This is a genomic window from Noviherbaspirillum aridicola (assembly GCF_019656455.1).
In the GTDB taxonomy this organism is placed as follows: domain Bacteria; phylum Pseudomonadota; class Gammaproteobacteria; order Burkholderiales; family Burkholderiaceae_D; genus Noviherbaspirillum; species Noviherbaspirillum aridicola.
On sequence record NZ_BPMK01000010.1, the window covers coordinates 93,593 to 113,156 of the forward strand.

Consider the following 19,564-nt stretch of genomic DNA (forward strand, 5'->3'; position numbering starts at 1 on the left):
ACTTACCACCAAGGAGTGCAGCATGGCCGACAAATTGATCATCTTCGATACCACCTTGCGCGATGGCGAGCAGTCCCCGGGCGCCTCGATGACGAGGGAGGAAAAAATCCGCATCGCACGCCAGCTCGAGCGACTGCGGGTCGACGTGATCGAAGCCGGCTTTGCCGCCGCCTCGCCCGGTGACTTCGAATCGATCAAGAGCATCGCCAGCGTGATCAAGGATTCCACCGTCTGCTCGCTCGCGCGCGCCAACGACCGCGACATTTCGCGCGCGGCGGAAGCACTCTCCGCGGCCCCCCGCCGTCGCATCCACACCTTCATCGCCACGTCCAAGCTGCACATGGAGAAGAAGCTGCGCATGTCGCCGGAACAGGTGCTCGAGCAGGCAAGGCTGTCGGTACGTTTCGCGCGCCAGTTCACCGACGACGTGGAATTCAGCCCGGAAGACGGCAGCCGCTCCGACGTGGATTTCCTCTGCCGCGTGCTGGAGACCGTCATCGCCGAGGGGGCGACCACCATCAATATCCCCGACACGGTCGGCTACGGCATCCCGGAGCAGTACGGCGCCATGATCCGGAGCCTGCGCGAACGCGTTCCGAATGCCGACAAGGCGATCTGGTCGGTGCACTGCCATAACGACCTCGGCATGGCGGTCGCCAATTCCCTCGCCGGGGTGATGATCGGCGGGGCGCGCCAGGTGGAATGCACGATCAACGGTCTCGGCGAGCGCGCGGGCAATACCGCGCTCGAGGAAGTCGTGATGGCGGTGAAGACCCGCAAGGATCACTTCAAGCTGGACGTCGGCATCGACACCACCCAGATCGTCCCGGCTTCCAAGCTGGTATCCCAGATCACCGGCTTCGCGGTGCAGCCGAACAAGGCCGTGGTGGGCGCCAACGCCTTCGCGCATGCCTCCGGCATTCACCAGGATGGCGTGCTCAAGGCGCGCGACACCTATGAAATCATGCGCGCCGAGGATGTGGGCTGGACCGCCAACAAGATCGTGCTCGGCAAGCTGTCGGGCCGCAACGCGTTCAAGCAGCGCCTGGAAGAGCTCGGCATCGAACTCGAGTCGGAGCAGGAAGTCAACGCCGCCTTTGCGCGCTTCAAGGAGCTGGCCGACCGCAAGGCCGAGATCTTCGACGAAGACATCATGGCACTGGTCTCCGACGAACAGCACTCGCATGAGAACGAGCACTACCGTTTCGTTTCCCTGTCCCAGCACTCGGAAACCGGCGAGCGTCCGGCCGCCAAGGTCGTCTTCAGCATGGGCGGCAAGGAGCTGAGCTGCCACGGCGAAGGCAACGGCCCGGTGGATGCGACGGTGAACGCGATCGAGGCGGAGGCCCGCAGCGGTGCGGAGCTGCTTCTGTTCTCGGTCAACGCGATCACCACGGGCACCGAGTCGCAGGGCGAGGTGACGATGCGCCTGTCGAAGAACGGCCGCATCGTCAACGGCGTCGGCGCGGACCCGGACATCGTCGTGGCCTCGGCCAAGGCTTACCTGTCGGCACTCAACAAGCTGTACTCAAAAGCTGAAAGGCTCAATCCGCAGCTGTAAGGCAGCGACGGGCGCGCGCGGCGCGCCCGTCACAGGCGTCCGAAGCCGAAGCCGAATCCGCCGAAGGGAAACCGCACGTCCGGATCGCGACGCGGATCGGGACCGTTGAGCATCTGCCGTACCACGCCGGCCTGGTCGAAATGCACATGCATGATCGAGTCCCAGACCTCGTTTTCCTTGTAGGGATACGACCATACCTCGAGGTCGCGCAGGGGCAGGTAGGACGTGTCGCTCGGCGTGCCGATGGTCTTCAGCACCGTATCCTTGGTGGCCTCGCCCACCCTGATGGTGCCGAACTTCTGAACCGTCAGCACCTGCTCGAACGAGACGACGCGTCCGTTTTCCAGTCGCGCCATATAGGTTCGCTGGCCCCAGGGACCGGTCATGTACTCGAGCAGGTCGACGTTGCCATCCTTGTAACGGTTTGTCGGCTGGCCGCGCTTCTGGATGACGTCGGCTTCGCTGTCGCCCACGCTGACCGACTGCGGCAACACCGTCGCGCAGCCGGACAGCAGGACGAGCAGGGTGAGCAGGAAGGCGCGGACCGTGGTGATCATGTTCTACCTCTCTAGGAATTTTCATGGCCGCCGGCAAGTCGGCGTCCTTCTATCTAAGTGTTTGAATTGCCGATTTAATTCCGCTATACTGCGCGTCTTGGCTCTTCGGAGCCAGGTTTTTTTTGTCAACGATCACGGTGAGCGAGGGGTTGCGACTCCGGCCACCGCATGTGAAAGGTAAACCATGTCCGTAGAAGACATCAACAAGGCCGCAATCATTGCGGAAAACGCCCGCGGCGCCAACGACACCGGTTCTCCGGAAGTCCAGGTTGCACTGCTGACCGCACGCATCAACGAGCTCAACACCCACTTCAAGGCCCACGCCAAGGATCACCACTCCCGCCGCGGCCTGATCAAGATGGTCAATCGCCGCAAGCGCCTGCTGTCCTACCTGAAGGACAAGGACGCGAACCGTTATCGCGCTCTGATTGAAAAGCTCGGCCTGCGTAAGTAATTCATTGCGCCAGCTGTCCGGCTTATAGATGAAATGCCTGCGTCAGTCCCCTGATGCAGGCATTTTGCCATTCTGAGGTTTTGTATTCGCAAGCGTTGCAGGCAGTAAAGACGAGTTGTCATGCGTGGCAAGCGTCCGTGGTGAGGTGAACGACAGCGCCTGAAAATCTGTCGGCAAAAATAGAAAGGAAACACCGTGTTCAATAAAGTTACGAAGACCTTCCAGTACGGTCAACACACCGTTACCCTGGAAACCGGCGAGATCGCTCGCCAGGCATCCGGCGCCGTGATGGTATCGATCGACGATACCGTGGTGCTGGCAACCGTGGTCGCACGCAAGGAAGCAAAACCCGGCCAGGACTTTTTCCCCCTGACCGTCGACTATGTCGAGAAGAGCTATGCCGCAGGCCGTATCCCCGGCGGTTTCTTCAAGCGCGAAGGTCGTCCTTCCGAAAAGGAAACCCTGACTTCCCGTCTGATCGACCGTCCGATCCGTCCGCTTTTCCCGGAAGGCTACCTGAATGAAGTCCAGGTGATCATCCACGTGCTGTCGGTCAATCCCGAAATCGATCCCGACATCGCTTCGATGATCGGCGCCTCCGCCGCGATCTGCGTCGCCGGCATTCCGTTCAACGGCCCGCTGGGCGCCGCCCGCGTCGGTTATGTCGACGGCCAGTATGTGCTGAACCCGACCACCTCGCAGATGGCGCAGTCCAAGATGGACCTGGTGGTGGCCGGCACCGAGCAGGCCGTCCTGATGGTCGAATCCGAAGCCGACCAGCTGTCCGAGGAAGTCATGCTGGGCGCCGTGGTGTACGGCCATGAGCAGATGAAGGTGGTCATCGACGCCATCCATGAACTGGTGCGCGACGGTGGCAAGCCTGAAGTGCAGTGGGCGCCGCCCGCCAAGAACGAAGCGCTGATCGCGCGCGTGACGCAACTGGCCGAAGCCGGCCTGCGCGATGCGTATCAGACCAAGGACAAGCAGGCGCGCACCGCCAAGCTCAATACCGTGAGCGCGGAAGTCGGCGCAGCGCTGGCAGCCGAAGCCGCAGCCGCCGGCACCGAGGCACCCAATTCCGCTGAAGTCGGCACCATCCTGTTCGACCTCGAAGCGAAGATCGTCCGTTCCCAGATCCTCGACGGCGAACCCCGCATCGACGGCCGCGACACGCGTACCGTGCGTCCGATCTCGATCCGCAACAGCGTGCTGCCCCGTACCCACGGCTCGGCACTGTTCACCCGCGGCGAGACCCAGGCGCTGGTGGTGGCGACCCTCGGCACCGCGCGCGACGAGCAGAAGATCGACGCGCTGATGGGTGAATACTCCGACCGCTTCATGCTCCACTACAACATGCCCCCGTTCGCCACCGGCGAGACGGGCCGCGTCGGTTCGCCCAAGCGTCGCGAGATCGGTCACGGACGCCTCGCCAAGCGCGCCCTGCAGGCAGCACTGCCGTCGCCGGAAGAGTTCAGCTACTCGGTGCGCCTGGTATCCGAGATCACCGAGTCCAACGGTTCTTCGTCGATGGCATCGGTCTGCGGCGGCTGCCTGGCGCTGATGGACGCAGGCGTACCGATGAAGGCCCACGTGGCCGGCATCGCGATGGGCCTGATCAAGGAAGGCAACAAGTTCGCGGTACTGACCGACATCCTCGGCGACGAGGATCATCTCGGCGACATGGACTTCAAGGTCGCGGGCACCGCTGCCGGCGTCACCGCGCTGCAGATGGACATCAAGATCCAGGGCATCACCAAGGAAATCATGCAGGTCGCGCTGGCCCAGGCCAAGGAAGGCCGCATGCACATCCTGGCGAAGATGCAGGAAGCCATGCCCCAGGGCAAGGCCGAACTCTCCGATTTCGCGCCGCGCCTGATCACCATCCGCATCAACCCGGAAAAGATCCGTGACGTGATCGGCAAGGGCGGCGCAGTCATTCGTGCCCTGACCGAAGAGACCGGCACCCAGATCGACATCACCGACGAAGGCATCGTCACGATCGCTTCGGTCGACGCATCCGCTGGCCAGGAAGCCAAGCGCCGCATCGAAGAGCTGACCGCCTCGGTCGAAGTGGGCAAGACCTACGACGGCACCGTGCTCAAGCTGCTCGACTTCGGCGCAATCGTTCAGGTCCTGCCGGGCAAGGACGGTCTGCTGCATATCAGCCAGATCGCCAACGAGCGCGTCAACGCGGTGGCCGACTATCTGAAGGAAGGCCAGCAAGTGCGCGTCAAGGTCCTCGAGACGGATGACCGTGGCCGTCTGAAACTGTCGATGAAGGCAGCTGCCGCCGAAGAGGGCGGAGCGGCCCAACAGCAGCAGTAAGAGGGCTGCCGGCGCCGTGCGGCGCCGGCCTCTCCGCAAGAATGCCCGCGCCATGGCGCGGGCATTTTTTTTGTCGGTTCAGCGAGGAAGTGCCGTGCCGGGCCCGGGCCTGCCCGGGCCGCGGAGCGCGACGGGCTCGTTGGCGGCCACGACGGCCGCCATATCGTCAGAATAGAAGCGGAAACCGTTCTTGCCGGATTCCTTTGCGCGGTACATCGCCGCGTCCGCGTTCTTGAGCAGCGTCGGCGCGTCCTGCCCGTCGTCCGGGTAGATGCTGATTCCGATGCTGGCGCTGACCGCGCAATTGGCGGCGCCGAAACGCACCGGCCGCGCTGCCTCCTGCAGAAGCTTGCGCGCGACGTCGCTTGCATAGCGTCCATCGCTCAATTCTTCGATCAGCACATAGAACTCGTCGCCGCCCATGCGCGCGATCTTGTCGGTATGCCGCAGCACGCCGCGCATCCTCCGGGCGATTTCGCGCAGCACATGATCGCCGGCGTCATGGCCGAGTTCGTCGTTGATTTCCTTGAAGCTGTCGAGGTCGAGGAAGAACAGCGCGAACTTGTTGCCGTGCCGCTTCGCATTGCGTAGCGCCAGGTCGAGATATTCCTTGAACAGGAACCGGTTTGGAAGGGAAGTCAGTCCGTCGTAATGGGCGAGAAAGCGAATCTTCTCCTCGGATGCACGCCTTTCCATCGCCACGCCTGCAAGATTGGCGCATACGCTGAAGAGTTGCAGGTCGGCCGGTGCCGGTGCCATCTCTTCCCTGAAATAGAGCGCGATGCTGCCAAGGAGCTTGCGGTTGCGTCCGAAGATCGGCCAGGAGGTGCATGCCATCAGACCGTGGAGCAGCGCCTGCTCGCGGTAGGACTGCCACAAGGGATCCGAGGCGATGCTGGTCACCATGACCGGTGCCATCCGGTGAGCGGCTGTGCCGCAGGAGCCCTGACCCGGTCCGACGGCAATGTCCCCCAGCGCATCGACATAGGCTTCCGGGAGGCTGGGAGCGGCAAGGCATGAGAGGGAGCCGCCGTCTTCGCTCAGTTGCAGGATGGCGCACATGCCATGCCCCGACCGCTCCTCGATGAAGTGCGCGATCTCCGACAGGATCTCCGGCAGCGGCGCGCCCGTCGCCATCATGTTGAGGATGCGGTTCTGGCCGACCTGCACCGCTTCGGCCCGCTTGCGCTCGGTGATGTCGCGGACCACGAGCTGGATGGCGCGCTTGTCGTTGAATGTGATGTGGGTGGCGCCGAGTTCGGCATTGAAGCGGGTCCCGTCGCTGCGCATCCAGATCTGCTCGACGAACTTCGGCACGGCAGGCGGCACTTTCGCCTCGAGCGCGCTGCGCAGGTGATGGCGAAAGTCCGGATCGACGAAGTCGTAGACGCTGCGTCCGAGCAGCCGGTCCGGCTGATCCGTGCCGAGCATGCGGCAGGCCGCCGGATTGAGCAAACCGAGCAGTCCTTCGCAGCAGACAATGATGGCCTCGGGCGATTTCTCGATCAGGTGCCGGTAACGGGCCGCGCGGTTCTGAAGTACGGTCTGCGCTTGCTTGAGTGCGGAGATGTCGCGGATGAACGCGGTGAAGATCGTGCTGCCCTCGATCTTCACCGGTACGACGGCGATTTCGACCGGGAACAGAGTGCCGTCGGCTCGGCACGCGACAAGCTCCACGCGCCGGTTGAGCATGGTGCTCGTGCCTGTCGCCAGGTAGTTTGCCATGCCCGCCCGGTGGCGCTCGCGCAATGCAGGCGGGATGAGTATGTCGGAAAACTGGCGGCCGATCACGTCCTGGGCGCTGCAGCCGAAGGTCGTCTCCGCGGCCTGATTGAAGCTGATGATCTCGCCGCGCGCATTGATCGTGACAATGCTGTCGAGCGAGGCGGTCAGCACCGCGCTGGTGAATTTCTCGCTGTCGACCAGATCGGCTTCGAGCGCGCGACGTTCGGATTCACGTTCCATGTTGTCGATGAGGCCGTGAATCTCGCGCGCGATTTCGGCGATGAAGCCCAGCGCCGCACCCTCGAAGCCATCGGGTAACCGGGCGCGAAGCACCAGCGCCCCGGCGGCGGCGGCCGACAGCGGGAAGGGGAAACTCGCGCAGCAATCGTCGGCGCACTCGACACCCGCACCGAAAGCCCCCGCCGACCTGCTCGTGCCGTGGTCGAGGAGGATCACCGTGGCCGAGGCGAAGCCGCCTTCCTGGACGACCGCCCGGCAAGCCTGCTCAAGCACGGTGTTCAGGTCCTGGTCCCGGGAACCGCTGCACAGGCGACGCACGGCGCGCAGCGCGGCGCCGAGCGCGCCCAGGTAAGAGAGACTTGCGGGCAGGGATGTGGACGAGCGCGAAGGCTCATCATCCTGGTTTGTACCGCGGATAGAAGGGGAAAGGGTGTCGTGGCGCATGGTCTTGTGCGTGAGTAATGCGTTTCCCTTTGGAAAATGCATTCTGCTAGTTAGTTCCCGGCAATTTTGTAACTTCGGAAAGGTTTCCTCGTTACAAATTTTGCGTAGGGGCAATAAAAGTGGGATGCATTCTCGGCCCTCATCGAACTGCTCTTCTTGCCAATAATCAAGGGGACCGGGCGCGCCGGATGGGCTTGCTCAGCTCGCGTACAATCGCGTTTTCTCCCTATAAGGATGGCGACGATGAAAGCGATCGAGATCGAGAAGCCCGGTGGCCCGGAAGTCCTGAGAATGTGCGAGCGGCCCGTGCCGCAACCGAAGGCAGGCGAGGTCCTCATCCGCGTGCTGGCTGCCGGCGTCAATCGTCCCGACGTGATCCAGCGGCTCGGCCATTACCCGGTGCCGCCGGGCGCCTCCGACCTGCCCGGTCTCGAGATCGCCGGCGAGATTGTGGACGGCGATCTGACCGGCTCTCATCTGCGCAAGGGCGACATGGTCTGCGCGCTCGTTCAGGGTGGAGGTTATGCCGAGTATTGCACCGCGCCGCTCGCCCAATGCCTCCCGGTGCCGAAAGGCTTGAGCGCGGTCGAGGCCGCCTCGCTGCCCGAGACCTTCTTTACGGTGTGGAGCAATGTGTTCGATCGTGCCGGCCTGAAGCCGGGAGAGAGTCTGCTCGTGCAGGGCGGAACATCCGGCATCGGCGTGACCGCTATCCAGATGGCCTCCGCTTTCGGTCATCGGGTTTTCGCCACCGCCGGCAGCGATGAAAAATGCAGGGCCTGCGAAGCGCTCGGCGCGGAACGGGGCATCAATTACCGTACCGAGGACTTCGTCAAGGTGATCAAGGAGGAAACCGCAGGCCGCGGCGTCAACGTGGTGCTCGACATGGTCGCCGGTTCCTACGTCGGCCGCGAGCTGGAATGCATCGCCGACGACGGTCGCCTGGTCATCATCGCAGTGCTCGGCGGTGCGAAAGGCGAGCTCGATTTCGGCCAGATACTGCGCCGCCGGCTTACCGTCACCGGCTCGACGCTGCGCCCGCGTCCGATCGAGTTCAAGGCCGCCATTGCAGCCCGGCTGCAGGAAAAAGTTTGGCCCCTGCTGGAGGCAGGTCGCATCAAGCCGGTCATCTACAAGGTATTCCCCCTCGAGCAGGCGGCACAGGCGCACCAGCTGATGGAAAGCAGCACGCATACCGGCAAGATCATTCTCTCGGTGAGCGATGCGTGAGCCTCCGGGAAGCGGGAACGTTTCCGCTTTGCGCAAGGTCGAAGTGCGTTCGTCAGGTTTGACCGTACTTGGCGCGAGACGCTAGAATCAAGGGTTTTCTTTATTCCCGGCCCAATATGCGTCGCAAACTGATTGCAGGTAACTGGAAGATGAACGGCAGCACGACCACCAACGCGGCTTTGCTGGATGGGATCAAGGCCGGACTCGGCAGCGCCGCCTGCGAGGTGGCCGTGTGCGTGCCGGCCCCGTATTTCGCCCAGTGCCAGTCCGCACTTGCCTCGACCGGGGTGAAGTGGGGCGGGCAGGACCTGTCGGTGCATGAGGCCGGCGCCTACACCGGCGAGGTGTCCGCGGCAATGCTCAAGGATTTCTCCTGTGCCTACGTGATCGTCGGTCACTCCGAGCGCCGCACCTATCATCGCGAATCAGATGAAATCGTCGCGCTCAAGACGGTGCGCGCGCTGCGCTCGGGCCTGATCCCGATCGTCTGCGTCGGCGAGTCGCTCGAAGAGCGTGAGGCGGGGCAGACCGATGCAGTGGTCGGGCGCCAGATCGATGCGGTGTTGTCCGAACTGAACGAAGCTGAAGTCGAGCGCATCGTCGTGGCCTACGAACCCGTATGGGCGATCGGCACTGGCAAGACCGCCACTCCGCAGATGGCGCAGGATGTCCACCAGATGCTGCGTACGAGACTCGCCGCAAAAAACGCCGCGGCGGCCGCCAGGGTCCAGATCCTCTACGGCGGCAGCATGAAGCCGGATAATGCGCGCGACCTGCTGGCCATGGCCGACATCGACGGCGGCCTCATCGGCGGCGCTTCGCTCAAGGCGGCCGACTTCCTTGCCATCGTGGCTGCCGCGTGAGCGGAAAGAATTTTTTAGTTTAAAGGTTATTCATGAACGCATTGTCCACCGTCATCGTAGTCGTCCAGGTGCTGTCCGCACTCACAATCATCGGCCTGGTGCTTCTGCAGCATGGCAAGGGTGCGGATATGGGGGCGGCTTTCGGCTCCGGCGCGTCCGGCAGCCTGTTCGGCGCTTCCGGTTCTTCCAACTTCCTGTCGAAGACCACCGGTGTTGCCGCCGCCGTCTTCTTTGCGGCGACCCTGGGCCTGGCTTTCATCGGCAACAATCGCGCGCCCGCCAGCGGTGGTGTGATGGAGAATCTGCCCGCCGCGCCGGCGCAGCAGCAGGCTCCGGCTGCAGGTGCGCCCGCGGCTCCCACCGCACCTGCTCCCGCCAACCAAGGTGGTCAGGGCGGGCAGGCGAACCAGATCCCCAAATAATTTCGTTTTAATGCTTGTGTGATGGTAATTGTGCATTGAACAAAGAGGGGAGTTCAGAGTACAATAGCAGTCTTTAGCCGACGTGGTGAAATTGGTAGACACGCTATCTTGAGGGGGTAGTGGCGAAAGCTGTGCGAGTTCGAGTCTCGCCGTCGGCACCAAATCATAAAGAGCCAGCAAGGGGTTCCCCGAGCTGGCTTTTTAACGAGGAATTTTGGTTTGATTTGCAAATCATTCAACTAACCAACCTCAGGCCCACATCGTGAACCTCGCAAACTATTTCCCCATTCTTCTCTTCATCCTCGTCGGCATCGGCGTAGGGGTCGTGCCTCAGGTGCTGGGTCGCGTGCTCGCGCCGCACAAGCCCGATGTGGAGAAGCTCTCGCCGTACGAGTGCGGCTTCGAGGCATTCGAGGATGCGCGCATGAAGTTCGACGTGCGCTACTACCTGGTGGCCATCCTCTTCATTCTGTTCGATCTGGAAACCGCATTTTTCTTCCCCTGGGGCGTCGCCATGCGCGACCTCGGCTGGCCGGGCTTCGTGACGATGATGATCTTCATTGCCGAATTCCTCGTTGGCTTCTGGTACATCTGGAAAAAGGGCGCTCTCGACTGGGAGTAAAGGACTGGAGTAAGTCATGTCAATTGAAGGTGTAATGAATGAGGGTTTCATCACGACGACAGCTGACAAGCTGATCAACTGGACCCGTACTGGCTCGCTGTGGCCGATGACTTTCGGTCTGGCCTGCTGTGCCGTCGAGATGATGCATGCCGGCGCGTCGCGCTACGACCTGGACCGCTTCGGCGTCGTGTTTCGTCCCTCGCCGCGTCAGTCCGACGTGATGATCGTGGCCGGCACCCTCTGCAACAAGATGGCCCCCGCGCTGCGCAAGGTCTACGACCAGATGGCGGAGCCGCGCTGGGTGATTTCGATGGGCACCTGCGCCAACGGTGGTGGCTACTACCACTACTCGTATTCCGTCGTGCGCGGCTGCGACCGTATCGTGCCGGTCGACGTCTACGTGCCGGGCTGCCCGCCGACTGCCGAGGCTCTGCTGTACGGCATCATGCAGCTGCAGAACAAGATCAAGCGAACCAATACCATCGCCCGCTGACGAAGGGGCGCCAGGATATGACGACGAAAATTGAAGTTCTCGAAGCGGCACTGAAGAACGCCCTCGGAGATCGGCTGCGCGACATCAAGGTGGCGCTCGGTGAAATCACCGTGGTGGTGGGTCACGCCGACTATCTTTCCGCCATGAGCGTGCTGCGCGACCACGCCGAGCTCCGTTTCGAAGAGCTGCTCGACCTGTGCGGCGTGGATTACTCGACCTATGGCGACGGCCTCTGGGACGGTCCGCGCTTCGCCGTGGTGTCCCATCTGCTGTCCATTACCCATAACTGGCGCCTGCGCGTGCGTGTATTCGCCCCGGACGACGAGATGCCGGTGGTGCCGTCGGTGACGGAGATCTGGCCCTCGGCCAACTGGTACGAGCGCGAAGCCTTCGACCTGTTCGGCATCCTGTTCGAAGGACACAACGACCTGCGCCGCATCCTTACCGACTACGGCTTCATCGGGCATCCGTTCCGCAAGGACTTCCCGGTCTCCGGCTACGTGGAAATGCGTTACGACGCCGAGCAGAAGCGCGTGATATACCAACCCGTGACGATCGAGCCGCGCGAAATCATTCCGCGCGTGATCCGCGAAGAGAAATACGGGATGAAATAAATGGCAGAGATCAAGAATTACACACTGAACTTCGGTCCGCAGCATCCGGCAGCGCACGGCGTGCTGCGTCTCGTGCTTGAGCTGGACGGTGAAGTCATCCAGCGCGCGGACCCGCATATCGGTCTGCTGCATCGTGCGACCGAAAAGCTCGCCGAGCAGAAGACATTCCTGCAGTCCGTGCCCTACATGGACCGTCTCGACTATGTGTCGATGATGTGCAACGAGCACGGCTATGTGCTCGCAGTCGAGAAGCTGCTCGGTATTGAAGTTCCGTTGCGCGCCCAATATATACGGGTGATGTTCGATGAGATCACGCGCATCCTGAACCACCTGCTGTGGATCGGTGCGCACGGTCTCGACGTCGGCGCCATGGCCGTCTTCCTCTACGCTTTCCGCGAGCGCGAAGACCTGATGGATTGCTACGAGGCGGTGTCCGGCGCCCGCATGCACGCGGCCTACTACCGTCCGGGCGGAGTCTACCGCGATCTGCCGGACCGCATGCCGCAGTACAAGGCATCGTCGGTGCGCAACGAGAAGGCGATCCGTCAGCTCAACGAAAACCGCCAGGGCTCGCTGCTGGACTTCATCGAGGATTTCACCAATCGTTTCCCCGGTTATGTCGACGAGTACGAAACCCTTCTGACCGACAACCGCATCTGGAAGCAGCGTCTCGTCGGCGTCGGCGTGGTCTCGCCCGAGCGTGCGATGGCAATGGGTTTCACCGGCCCGATGCTTCGTGGCTCCGGCATCGAGTGGGACCTGCGCAAGAAGCAGCCGTACGAGGTCTACGATCTGCTCGACTTCGATATCCCGGTGGGCGTCAACGGCGACTGCTATGACCGCTACCTGGTGCGCGTCGAAGAGATGCGTCAGTCCAACCGGATCATCAAGCAGTGCATCGAGTGGCTGCGCAATAATCCGGGTCCGGTCATGGTTGACAACCACAAGGTGGCGCCGCCCGACCGCGTGAGCATGAAGACCAACATGGAAGAGCTGATCCACCACTTCAAGCTCTTCAGCGAAGGCATGCACGTGCCCGAAGGCGAGGCCTATGTCGGCATCGAACATCCGAAGGGCGAGTTCGGCATCTACATCGTCGCCGACGGTGCGAACAAGCCGTACCGACTGAAGATCCGCGCGCCCGGCTTCGCGCACCTGCAGGGACTCGACGAAATGGCCAAGGGCCATATGATCGCCGACGCCGTGACCATCATCGGCACGCAAGACATCGTGTTCGGTGAGATTGACCGATAACCCGCGCGTAACTCGCGCATGAATGGCTGAGCATATGCTGTTAAGTCAAGAAGCGTACAAGAAGATCGATCGCGAACTCGCGAAATTCCCGGCCGACCAGCGTCAGTCCGCCGTCATGGCGGCGCTTGCGATCGCCCAGGACGAGAAGGGCTGGCTGTCGCCGGAAGTGATGAAGGACGTGGCCGACTACATCGGCATGGCGCCGATCGCGGTGCAGGAAGTCGCGACCTTCTACAACATGTACAACACCAAGCCGGTAGGGCAGCACAAGGTGTCGGTCTGCACGAACCTGCCTTGCGCGCTCTCCGGCGGCGAACGCGCCGCGGAATACCTGAAGCAGAAGCTCGGCATCGATTTCAAGGACACCACGCCCGACGGCAAGATCACCCTGATCGAGGGCGAGTGCATGGGTGCCTGCGGCGATGCACCGGTTCTGCTGGTGAACAACAAGCGCATGTGCAGCCACATGTCGAAAGAGAAGCTCGATGCGCTGGTGGAGGAATTGAAGAAATGACCAGCCTGCACAACCGTCACATCAATCCGCTGATTCTGGCCGGACTGGACGGCAACAACTGGCACCTGGCCGACTACGTCAAGCGTGGTGGCTACGAGGCGCTGCGCCGCATCCTGACCGAAAAGATTCCACCGGAGCAGGTCATCGCCGAGCTCAAGGCATCGTCGCTGCGCGGCCGCGGAGGCGCGGGTTTCCCGACCGGCCTGAAGTGGAGCTTCATGCCGCGCCAGTTCCCGGGTCAGAAATACCTGGTCTGCAATACCGACGAGGGCGAGCCGGGCACGTTCAAGGACCGTGACATCATCCGCTACAACCCGCATGCCCTGATCGAGGGCATGACGATCGGCGCGTACGCGATGGGCATCTCGGCCGGCTACAACTACATCCACGGCGAGATCTGGGCCGAGTACGAGCGCTTCGAGCAGGCGCTGGAAGAGGCGCGCGCCGCCGGCTTCCTCGGCGACGGCATCATGGGCAGCGACTTCAACTTCCAGTTGCACGCCTTCCACGGCTATGGCGCCTACATCTGCGGCGAAGAGACTGCATTGCTGGAGTCGCTCGAGGGCAAGAAGGGGCAGCCGCGCTTCAAGCCGCCTTTCCCGGCGAGCTTCGGCCTGTACGGCAAGCCGACCACGATCAACAACACCGAGACCTTTGCCGCGGTGCCGTTCATCATGCGCATGGGCGGTGAAGCCTACGCGGCGCTGGGCAAGCCGAACAACGGCGGCACGAAGATCTTTTCGATCTCCGGCGACGTGACCAAGCCGGGCAATTACGAAGTCCCGCTCGGCACGCCGTTCGCCAAGCTGCTTGAACTCGCCGGCGGCATGCGCGACGGGAAGAAGATCAAGGCCGTCATCCCGGGTGGTTCGTCGATGCCGGTGCTGACCGGCGAAGTGATGATGAACACCGACATGGACTATGACTCGATCGCCAAGGCGGGCTCCATGCTCGGCTCGGGCGCGGTCATCGTCATGGACGAGACCCGTTGCATGGTGAAGTCGCTGCTGCGCCTGTCCTACTTCTATTACGAAGAGTCCTGCGGTCAGTGCACGCCGTGCCGCGAAGGCACCGGCTGGCTGTACCGCATGGTGCACAGGATCGAGCACGGCCAGGGCAGGGCGGACGACCTCGACATGCTGAACTCGATCGCGGACAACATTCAGGGCCGCACCATCTGCGCGCTCGGCGACGCCGCCGCGATGCCGGTGCGCGCATTCGTGAAGAACTTCCGCGAAGAGTTCGAATACCACATCGAACACAAGCATTGCCTGGTCCCGGCATACGTTTGAGCCGGCCAGCGAACCCTACAGGATACTCAGGCAGAAGCCATGGTTGAATTAGAAATCGACGGCAAGAAGGTAGAGGTGCAAGAAGGCAGCATGGTGATGGAAGCTGCCAACAAGCTCGGCACCTACATCCCGCATTTTTGCTACCACAAGAAGCTGTCCATCGCGGCCAACTGCCGCATGTGCCTGGTCGAGGTCGAGAAGGCGCCCAAGCCGCTGCCGGCCTGCGCGACTCCCGTCACCAACGGCATGATCGTGCGCACCGCCAGCGACAAGGCGATCAAGGCGCAGAAGAGCGTGATGGAATTCCTGCTCATCAATCACCCGCTGGATTGCCCGATCTGCGACCAGGGCGGCGAGTGCCAGCTGCAGGATCTGGCGGTCGGCTACGGCCCGTCCGCCTCGCGCTACGACGAAGACAAGCGCGTGGTGCCGCCCAAGGACGCCGGCCCGCTGATCTCCATGCGCGAGATGGCCCGCTGCATCCACTGCACGCGCTGCGTGCGCTTCGGCCAGGAGATCGCCGGCGTGATGGAATTCGGCATGCTCAACCGCGGCGAGCATTCGGAAATCACCACCTTCGTCGGCAACAGCGTCGACTCCGAGCTGTCGGGCAACATGATCGACCTGTGCCCGGTCGGTGCGCTGACCTCCAAGCCTTTCCGCTACACCGCCCGCACCTGGGAGCTGTCGCGCCGCCGTTCGGTCAGCCCGCACGACGCCCTCGGCGCCAATCTGATGGTGCAGGTCAAGGGCGGCAAGGTGATGCGCGTGCTGCCCCTCGAGAACGAAAACGTCAACGAATGCTGGCTTTCCGACCGCGACCGCTTCTCCTATGAAGGCCTCAACAGCGCCGATCGCCTGACCGTGCCGATGGTCAAGCAGGACGGCAAATGGATCGAGACCGACTGGCAGACCGCGCTGGAGTATGTCGCCCACGGCCTGAACGACATCCGCAAGAACCACGGCGCCGACGCGCTGGCCGCCCTGGCCGCACCGTATTCGACCCTGGAAGAGCTGACCCTGCTGCAGAAGCTGATGCGCGGCCTCGGTACGGAGAATGTCGACTTCCGTCTGCGCCAGTCCGATTTCGGCCTGACCGGCAAGGTCGCGCCCTGGCTCGGTCTGTCGATCGACGACTTCGGCAAGCTCGAGCGCGCGTTCCTGATCGGCTCCTTCCTGCGCAAGGACCACCCGCTGCTGGCCGCCCGTCTGCGCCATGCCGCCAAGCGCGGCAGCAGGATCAGCATCCTGCACGCGACCGACGACGACCAGCTGATGCCTGTCGCCAACCGCCTGATCAAGGCCCCGTCCGAGTGGCTGTCCGCGCTGTCCGAAGTCGTGGTGGCCGTCGCCCAGATGAAGGGCGTGGCCGCGCCGGCCGGCTTCGAAGGCATTGAAGCGGGCGAGGCTGCAAAGCGCGTCGCCGACAGCCTGCTGTCGGGCGAGCGTCGCGGCATCTTCCTCGGCAACGCCGCCGCCCAGCATCCGCAGGCCGCGCAGCTGCATGCCGCCGCCGAATGGATCGCGCAGACGATCGGTGCCAGCTTCGGCTACCTGACCGAAGCGGCCAACAGCGTCGGCGGCTACATCGCCAACGCGCTGCCGTCCAATGGCGCCAACGTCCAGCAGTTCTTCGCTCAGCCGCGCAAGGCATATGTCGTGCTGCATGCCGAGCCGGAACTCGACTGCCACGACCCGCAGGCTGCACGCGCAGCGCTGCAGCAGGCATCGATGGTGGTAATGATGAGCTCGTACAAGCATGGCCTGGACTACGCCGACGTGCTGCTGCCGGTCGCGCCATTCTCGGAAACCGCCGGCACCTTCGTCAACTGCGAAGGCCGCGCCCAGGGCTTCAACGGCACCGTCAAGCCGCTCGGCGAAACCCGTCCGGCGTGGAAGGTGCTGCGCGTGCTCGGCAACCTGCTCGACCTGTCCGGCTTCAACTACGAAGCATCGGAAGAGATCCGCGCCGAAGTGCTCGGCACCAAGGTGTCGGAAGAGGCTGACCTGCTGCCGCGCCTGAACAACCTGGCCAGGCTGGCCCCGCAGGCGGGCAAGACTGTTGCGGACGGTGTCGAGCGGATCGCCGATGTGCCGATCTATTTCAGCGACGCCATCGTGCGCCGCGCCGAGTCGCTGCAGCTGACCACCGATGCCCGCGCGCCCAAGGCCGCGCTGTCGCCGGCACTGGCTGAAAAGCTCGGCGTTGCCGCGGGCGACAAGATCAAGGTCGTGCAGGGGCAGGGCAGTGCCGTGCTCGAAGCCGCCATCGACGCCAGGCTGCCCGCCAGCACGGTGCGCGTGTCGGCCGCCCATCCGTCGACCGCATCGCTCGGCGCGATGTTCGGCCCGATCAGCGTGGAGAAAGCCTAATGGACCTGCTTGCTACCATCAACTCGACCGGCACCGACGTCTTCGGCGGCGTCTGGCCCCTCGTCTGGAACCTCGTCAAGATCGTCGCGGTGGTGCTGCCGCTGATGGGCTGCGTGGCCTATCTGACGCTCTGGGAGCGGAAGATGATCGGCTGGATGCACATCCGTCTCGGCCCGAACCGTGTCGGTCCCGCCGGCCTGCTGCAGCCGATCGCCGACGCGGTCAAGCTGCTGCTCAAGGAAATCGTGGTGCCGGCCAAGGCCAACAAGGCGCTGTTCGTGATCGCACCGATCATGACCATCATGCCGGCGCTGGCTGCCTGGGCGGTCGTGCCCTTCGGCCCGGAGACGGTGCTGGCCAACGTCAATGCCGGCCTGCTGTTCGTGATGGCGATCACCTCGATGGAAGTCTACGGCGTGATCATCGCCGGCTGGGCGTCCAACTCGAAGTACGCCTTCCTCGGCGCGATGCGCGCCTCGGCGCAAATGGTGTCGTACGAGATCGCGATGGGCTTCGCCCTGGTCATCGTGCTGATGGTGTCGGGCAGCCTGAACTTCCTCGACATCGTCAATCAGCAGACCCAGGGCCGCTTCGCTTCCATGGGCCTGAACGTCCTGTCCTGGAACTGGCTGCCGCTGCTGCCGATCTTCGTGATCTACGTGATCTCGGGCATCGCCGAAACCAACCGCCATCCGTTCGACGTGGTGGAAGGCGAATCGGAAATCGTCGCCGGCCACATGGTCGAGTACTCCGGCATGTCGTTCGCGATGTTCTTCCTCGCCGAATACGCGAACATGATCCTGATCTCGATGCTGGCCTCGCTGATGTTCCTCGGCGGCTGGTCGGCGCCGTTCGGCTTCCTGGAGTTCATCCCGGGATGGATCTGGCTCGGCCTCAAGACCTTCTTCGTCGTTTCCCTGTTCATCTGGGCGCGCGCCTCGTTCCCGCGCTACCGCTATGACCAGATCATGCGCCTCGGCTGGAAAGTATTCATTCCGCTGACCCTGGCCTACCTGGTGATCGTGGCTGCCTGGATTCAGACACCCTGGAATATTTGGAAGTAAATCATGGAAGCCATCAAAGACTTTTTCGGCAGCCTGATGCTGAAGGAGCTGGTCAAGGGACTGGCTCTTACCGGCCGCTACATGTTCGCGCGGAAGATCACCGTGCAGTTCCCGGAAGAGAAGACCCCGCTGTCACCTCGCTTCCGCGGACTGCATGCGCTGCGCCGCTATCCGAACGGCGAAGAGCGCTGCATCGCGTGCAAGCTGTGCGAAGCGGTTTGCCCGGCCATGGCGATCACCATCGAATCGACAGAGCGCGACGACGGCACCCGCCGTACCACCCGCTATGACATCGACCTGACCAAGTGCATCTTCTGCGGCTTCTGCGAAGAATCCTGCCCGGTCGACTCGATCGTCGAAACGAACATTCTCGAGTATCACGGCGAAAAGCGCGGCGACCTCTACTTCACCAAGGAGATGTTGCTGGCAGTCGGCGATCGCTACGAGAAGGACATCGCCGCCAACCGTGCGGTGGATGCCGCTTATCGCTGATCCGGCAAGCCGGTGCGCTGACTCTTCTGGTCGACTATGGATATCACAACTGTTCTTTTCTATGCGTTTTCGCTGATTCTGGTGTTCGCGGCGACGCGCGTCGTCACCGCGCGCAACCCGGTACATGCGGCGCTGTTCCTGGTGCTGTCGTTCTTTTCGGCGGCCGCGGTCTGGCTGCTGCTGAGGGCGGAGTTTCTCGCCATCGTGCTCGTGCTGGTCTACGTCGGCGCGGTGATGGTGCTGTTCCTGTTCGTGGTGATGATGGTCGACATCGACATCGGCAAGCTGCGCGAAGGGTTCTGGAGCCACTTCCCGCTCGCTGCGGTGGTCGGCGTGCTGATCGCGCTGCAGATGGCAGCCGTGCTGCTGCACGGCTTCTGGGATCCGTCCGCGCAGGCGCCGGCGGCAGCCGCCAACATTGGCGGCACCAAGGAACTCGGCCTGCTGATCTACACCGAGTACATCTACGCATTCGAAATCGCCGCCGTGATCCTGCTGCTGGCCATCGTCGCCGCCGTCGCGCTCACGCTGCGCCGCCGGAAGGACACGAAGTACTTCGATCCGGCACAGGCAGTCAAGGTGCGCCGCAATGACCGCGTGCGCATGGTCAGCATGAAAGCGGAATCCAACCGCGCCAACGGCACTGCCGCAACCGCGGCGGCAAGCGCCGAAAAACAATAAGGGGATACCGCCGTGGCTCTCACACTTGCACACTTCCTGGTACTGGGCGCGATCCTGTTCGCCATCGCCGTCATTGGCATCTTCCTGAACCGCAAAAACATTATCGTCCTGCTGATGGCCATCGAGCTGATGCTGCTGGCGGTAAACATGAACTTCATCGCCTTCTCGCATTACCTCGGCGACGCCGCGGGCCAGATTTTCGTTTTCTTCATCCTGACTGTCGCTGCAGCGGAAGCCGCAATCGGTCTCGCCATCCTGGTGGTGATGTTCCGTAACCTGGACACCATCAATGTGCAGGATCTCGACACGCTCAAGGGTTAATCACCAATAACAAGGACAGGGTC

General features: G+C 62.8%; 19 protein-coding genes and 1 tRNA gene. 18 read left to right on the forward strand and 2 right to left on the reverse strand.

Annotation, left to right across the window (positions count from 1 at the left end):
* Positions 1 to 22 precede the first annotated feature (22 nt).
* Positions 23 to 1,561, forward strand: coding sequence for a 2-isopropylmalate synthase (locus tag NCCP691_RS12520; RefSeq protein ID WP_220808766.1), 1,539 nt, complete (start codon positions 23 to 25; stop codon positions 1,559 to 1,561).
* Between the two features lie 29 nt (positions 1,562 to 1,590).
* Here the strand turns inward: NCCP691_RS12520 and bamE are convergent, their stop codons facing one another.
* The gene (gene bamE / locus NCCP691_RS12525) at positions 1,591 to 2,118 is read right to left on the reverse strand and encodes an outer membrane protein assembly factor BamE domain-containing protein (RefSeq protein ID WP_220808768.1); all 528 of its coding nucleotides are present in this window, start codon (positions 2,116 to 2,118) and stop codon (positions 1,591 to 1,593) included.
* A 184-nt stretch (positions 2,119 to 2,302) separates the two neighbouring features.
* On the opposite strand from bamE, the gene rpsO reads away from it, so the two are divergent.
* Together rpsO and pnp are read left to right on the forward strand one after the other, a co-directional pair.
* Positions 2,303 to 2,572, forward strand: a complete 270-nt coding sequence (gene rpsO, locus NCCP691_RS12530) for a 30S ribosomal protein S15 (RefSeq protein ID WP_220808770.1) — start codon at positions 2,303 to 2,305, stop codon at positions 2,570 to 2,572.
* Between the two features lie 195 nt (positions 2,573 to 2,767).
* Positions 2,768 to 4,897, forward strand: coding sequence for a polyribonucleotide nucleotidyltransferase (gene pnp / locus NCCP691_RS12535; RefSeq protein ID WP_220808771.1), 2,130 nt, complete (start codon positions 2,768 to 2,770; stop codon positions 4,895 to 4,897).
* 78 nt (positions 4,898 to 4,975) lie between these two features.
* Here the strand turns inward: pnp and NCCP691_RS12540 are convergent, their stop codons facing one another.
* Positions 4,976 to 7,306 (reverse strand): diguanylate cyclase domain-containing protein, encoded by a 2,331-nt coding sequence (locus NCCP691_RS12540; protein WP_220808773.1) that lies wholly within the window; start codon positions 7,304 to 7,306, stop codon positions 4,976 to 4,978.
* Between the two features lie 243 nt (positions 7,307 to 7,549).
* Between NCCP691_RS12540 and NCCP691_RS12545 the strand changes: the two genes are divergently transcribed.
* The 15 genes from NCCP691_RS12545 to nuoK all read left to right on the forward strand — a co-directional run bounded on the left by NCCP691_RS12545 (position 7,550) and on the right by nuoK (position 19,541).
* Positions 7,550 to 8,536: an NAD(P)H-quinone oxidoreductase gene (locus NCCP691_RS12545; protein ID WP_220808775.1), complete on the forward strand. Its 987-nt coding sequence runs from the start codon at positions 7,550 to 7,552 to the stop codon at positions 8,534 to 8,536.
* Positions 8,537 to 8,652: 116 nt separating this feature from the next.
* Complete coding sequence (tpiA, locus tag NCCP691_RS12550) at positions 8,653 to 9,399, forward strand: triose-phosphate isomerase (RefSeq protein WP_220808777.1); 747 nt, start codon at positions 8,653 to 8,655, stop codon at positions 9,397 to 9,399.
* Between the two features lie 32 nt (positions 9,400 to 9,431).
* The gene (gene secG, locus NCCP691_RS12555; RefSeq protein WP_220808779.1) at positions 9,432 to 9,821 is read left to right on the forward strand and encodes a preprotein translocase subunit SecG; all 390 of its coding nucleotides are present in this window, start codon (positions 9,432 to 9,434) and stop codon (positions 9,819 to 9,821) included.
* Positions 9,822 to 9,897: 76 nt separating this feature from the next.
* Positions 9,898 to 9,982: transfer RNA gene (locus tag NCCP691_RS12560), tRNA-Leu, on the forward strand.
* Between the two features lie 101 nt (positions 9,983 to 10,083).
* Positions 10,084 to 10,443, forward strand: a complete 360-nt coding sequence (locus NCCP691_RS12565) for an NADH-quinone oxidoreductase subunit A (protein WP_220808781.1) — start codon at positions 10,084 to 10,086, stop codon at positions 10,441 to 10,443.
* 16 nt (positions 10,444 to 10,459) lie between these two features.
* The gene (locus NCCP691_RS12570) at positions 10,460 to 10,936 is read left to right on the forward strand and encodes a NuoB/complex I 20 kDa subunit family protein (protein WP_220808783.1); all 477 of its coding nucleotides are present in this window, start codon (positions 10,460 to 10,462) and stop codon (positions 10,934 to 10,936) included.
* A 17-nt stretch (positions 10,937 to 10,953) separates the two neighbouring features.
* On the forward strand, positions 10,954 to 11,550 hold the full coding sequence (locus tag NCCP691_RS12575; RefSeq protein ID WP_220808784.1) for an NADH-quinone oxidoreductase subunit C: 597 nt from the start codon (positions 10,954 to 10,956) through the stop codon (positions 11,548 to 11,550).
* Complete coding sequence (locus tag NCCP691_RS12580; RefSeq protein ID WP_220808785.1) at positions 11,551 to 12,804, forward strand: NADH-quinone oxidoreductase subunit D; 1,254 nt, start codon at positions 11,551 to 11,553, stop codon at positions 12,802 to 12,804.
* A gap of 34 nt (positions 12,805 to 12,838) precedes the next feature.
* Positions 12,839 to 13,318, forward strand: a complete 480-nt coding sequence (nuoE, locus tag NCCP691_RS12585; RefSeq protein ID WP_220808787.1) for an NADH-quinone oxidoreductase subunit NuoE — start codon at positions 12,839 to 12,841, stop codon at positions 13,316 to 13,318.
* Complete coding sequence (gene nuoF / locus NCCP691_RS12590) at positions 13,315 to 14,610, forward strand: NADH-quinone oxidoreductase subunit NuoF (RefSeq protein ID WP_220808789.1); 1,296 nt, start codon at positions 13,315 to 13,317, stop codon at positions 14,608 to 14,610. The genes nuoE and nuoF overlap by 4 nt, the downstream gene beginning before the upstream one ends.
* Positions 14,611 to 14,649: 39 nt before the next feature.
* Positions 14,650 to 16,983, forward strand: a complete 2,334-nt coding sequence (nuoG, locus tag NCCP691_RS12595; RefSeq protein WP_220808791.1) for an NADH-quinone oxidoreductase subunit NuoG — start codon at positions 14,650 to 14,652, stop codon at positions 16,981 to 16,983.
* Positions 16,983 to 18,047, forward strand: coding sequence for an NADH-quinone oxidoreductase subunit NuoH (nuoH, locus tag NCCP691_RS12600; protein ID WP_220808793.1), 1,065 nt, complete (start codon positions 16,983 to 16,985; stop codon positions 18,045 to 18,047). The genes nuoG and nuoH overlap by 1 nt, the downstream gene beginning before the upstream one ends.
* Positions 18,048 to 18,050: 3 nt before the next feature.
* The gene (nuoI, locus tag NCCP691_RS12605) at positions 18,051 to 18,539 is read left to right on the forward strand and encodes an NADH-quinone oxidoreductase subunit NuoI (protein WP_220808795.1); all 489 of its coding nucleotides are present in this window, start codon (positions 18,051 to 18,053) and stop codon (positions 18,537 to 18,539) included.
* A 36-nt stretch (positions 18,540 to 18,575) separates the two neighbouring features.
* The gene (locus tag NCCP691_RS12610) at positions 18,576 to 19,220 is read left to right on the forward strand and encodes an NADH-quinone oxidoreductase subunit J (protein ID WP_220808796.1); all 645 of its coding nucleotides are present in this window, start codon (positions 18,576 to 18,578) and stop codon (positions 19,218 to 19,220) included.
* A 12-nt stretch (positions 19,221 to 19,232) separates the two neighbouring features.
* Complete coding sequence (nuoK, locus tag NCCP691_RS12615; protein ID WP_220808798.1) at positions 19,233 to 19,541, forward strand: NADH-quinone oxidoreductase subunit NuoK; 309 nt, start codon at positions 19,233 to 19,235, stop codon at positions 19,539 to 19,541.
* The last annotated feature ends 23 nt before the right edge of the window (positions 19,542 to 19,564 follow it).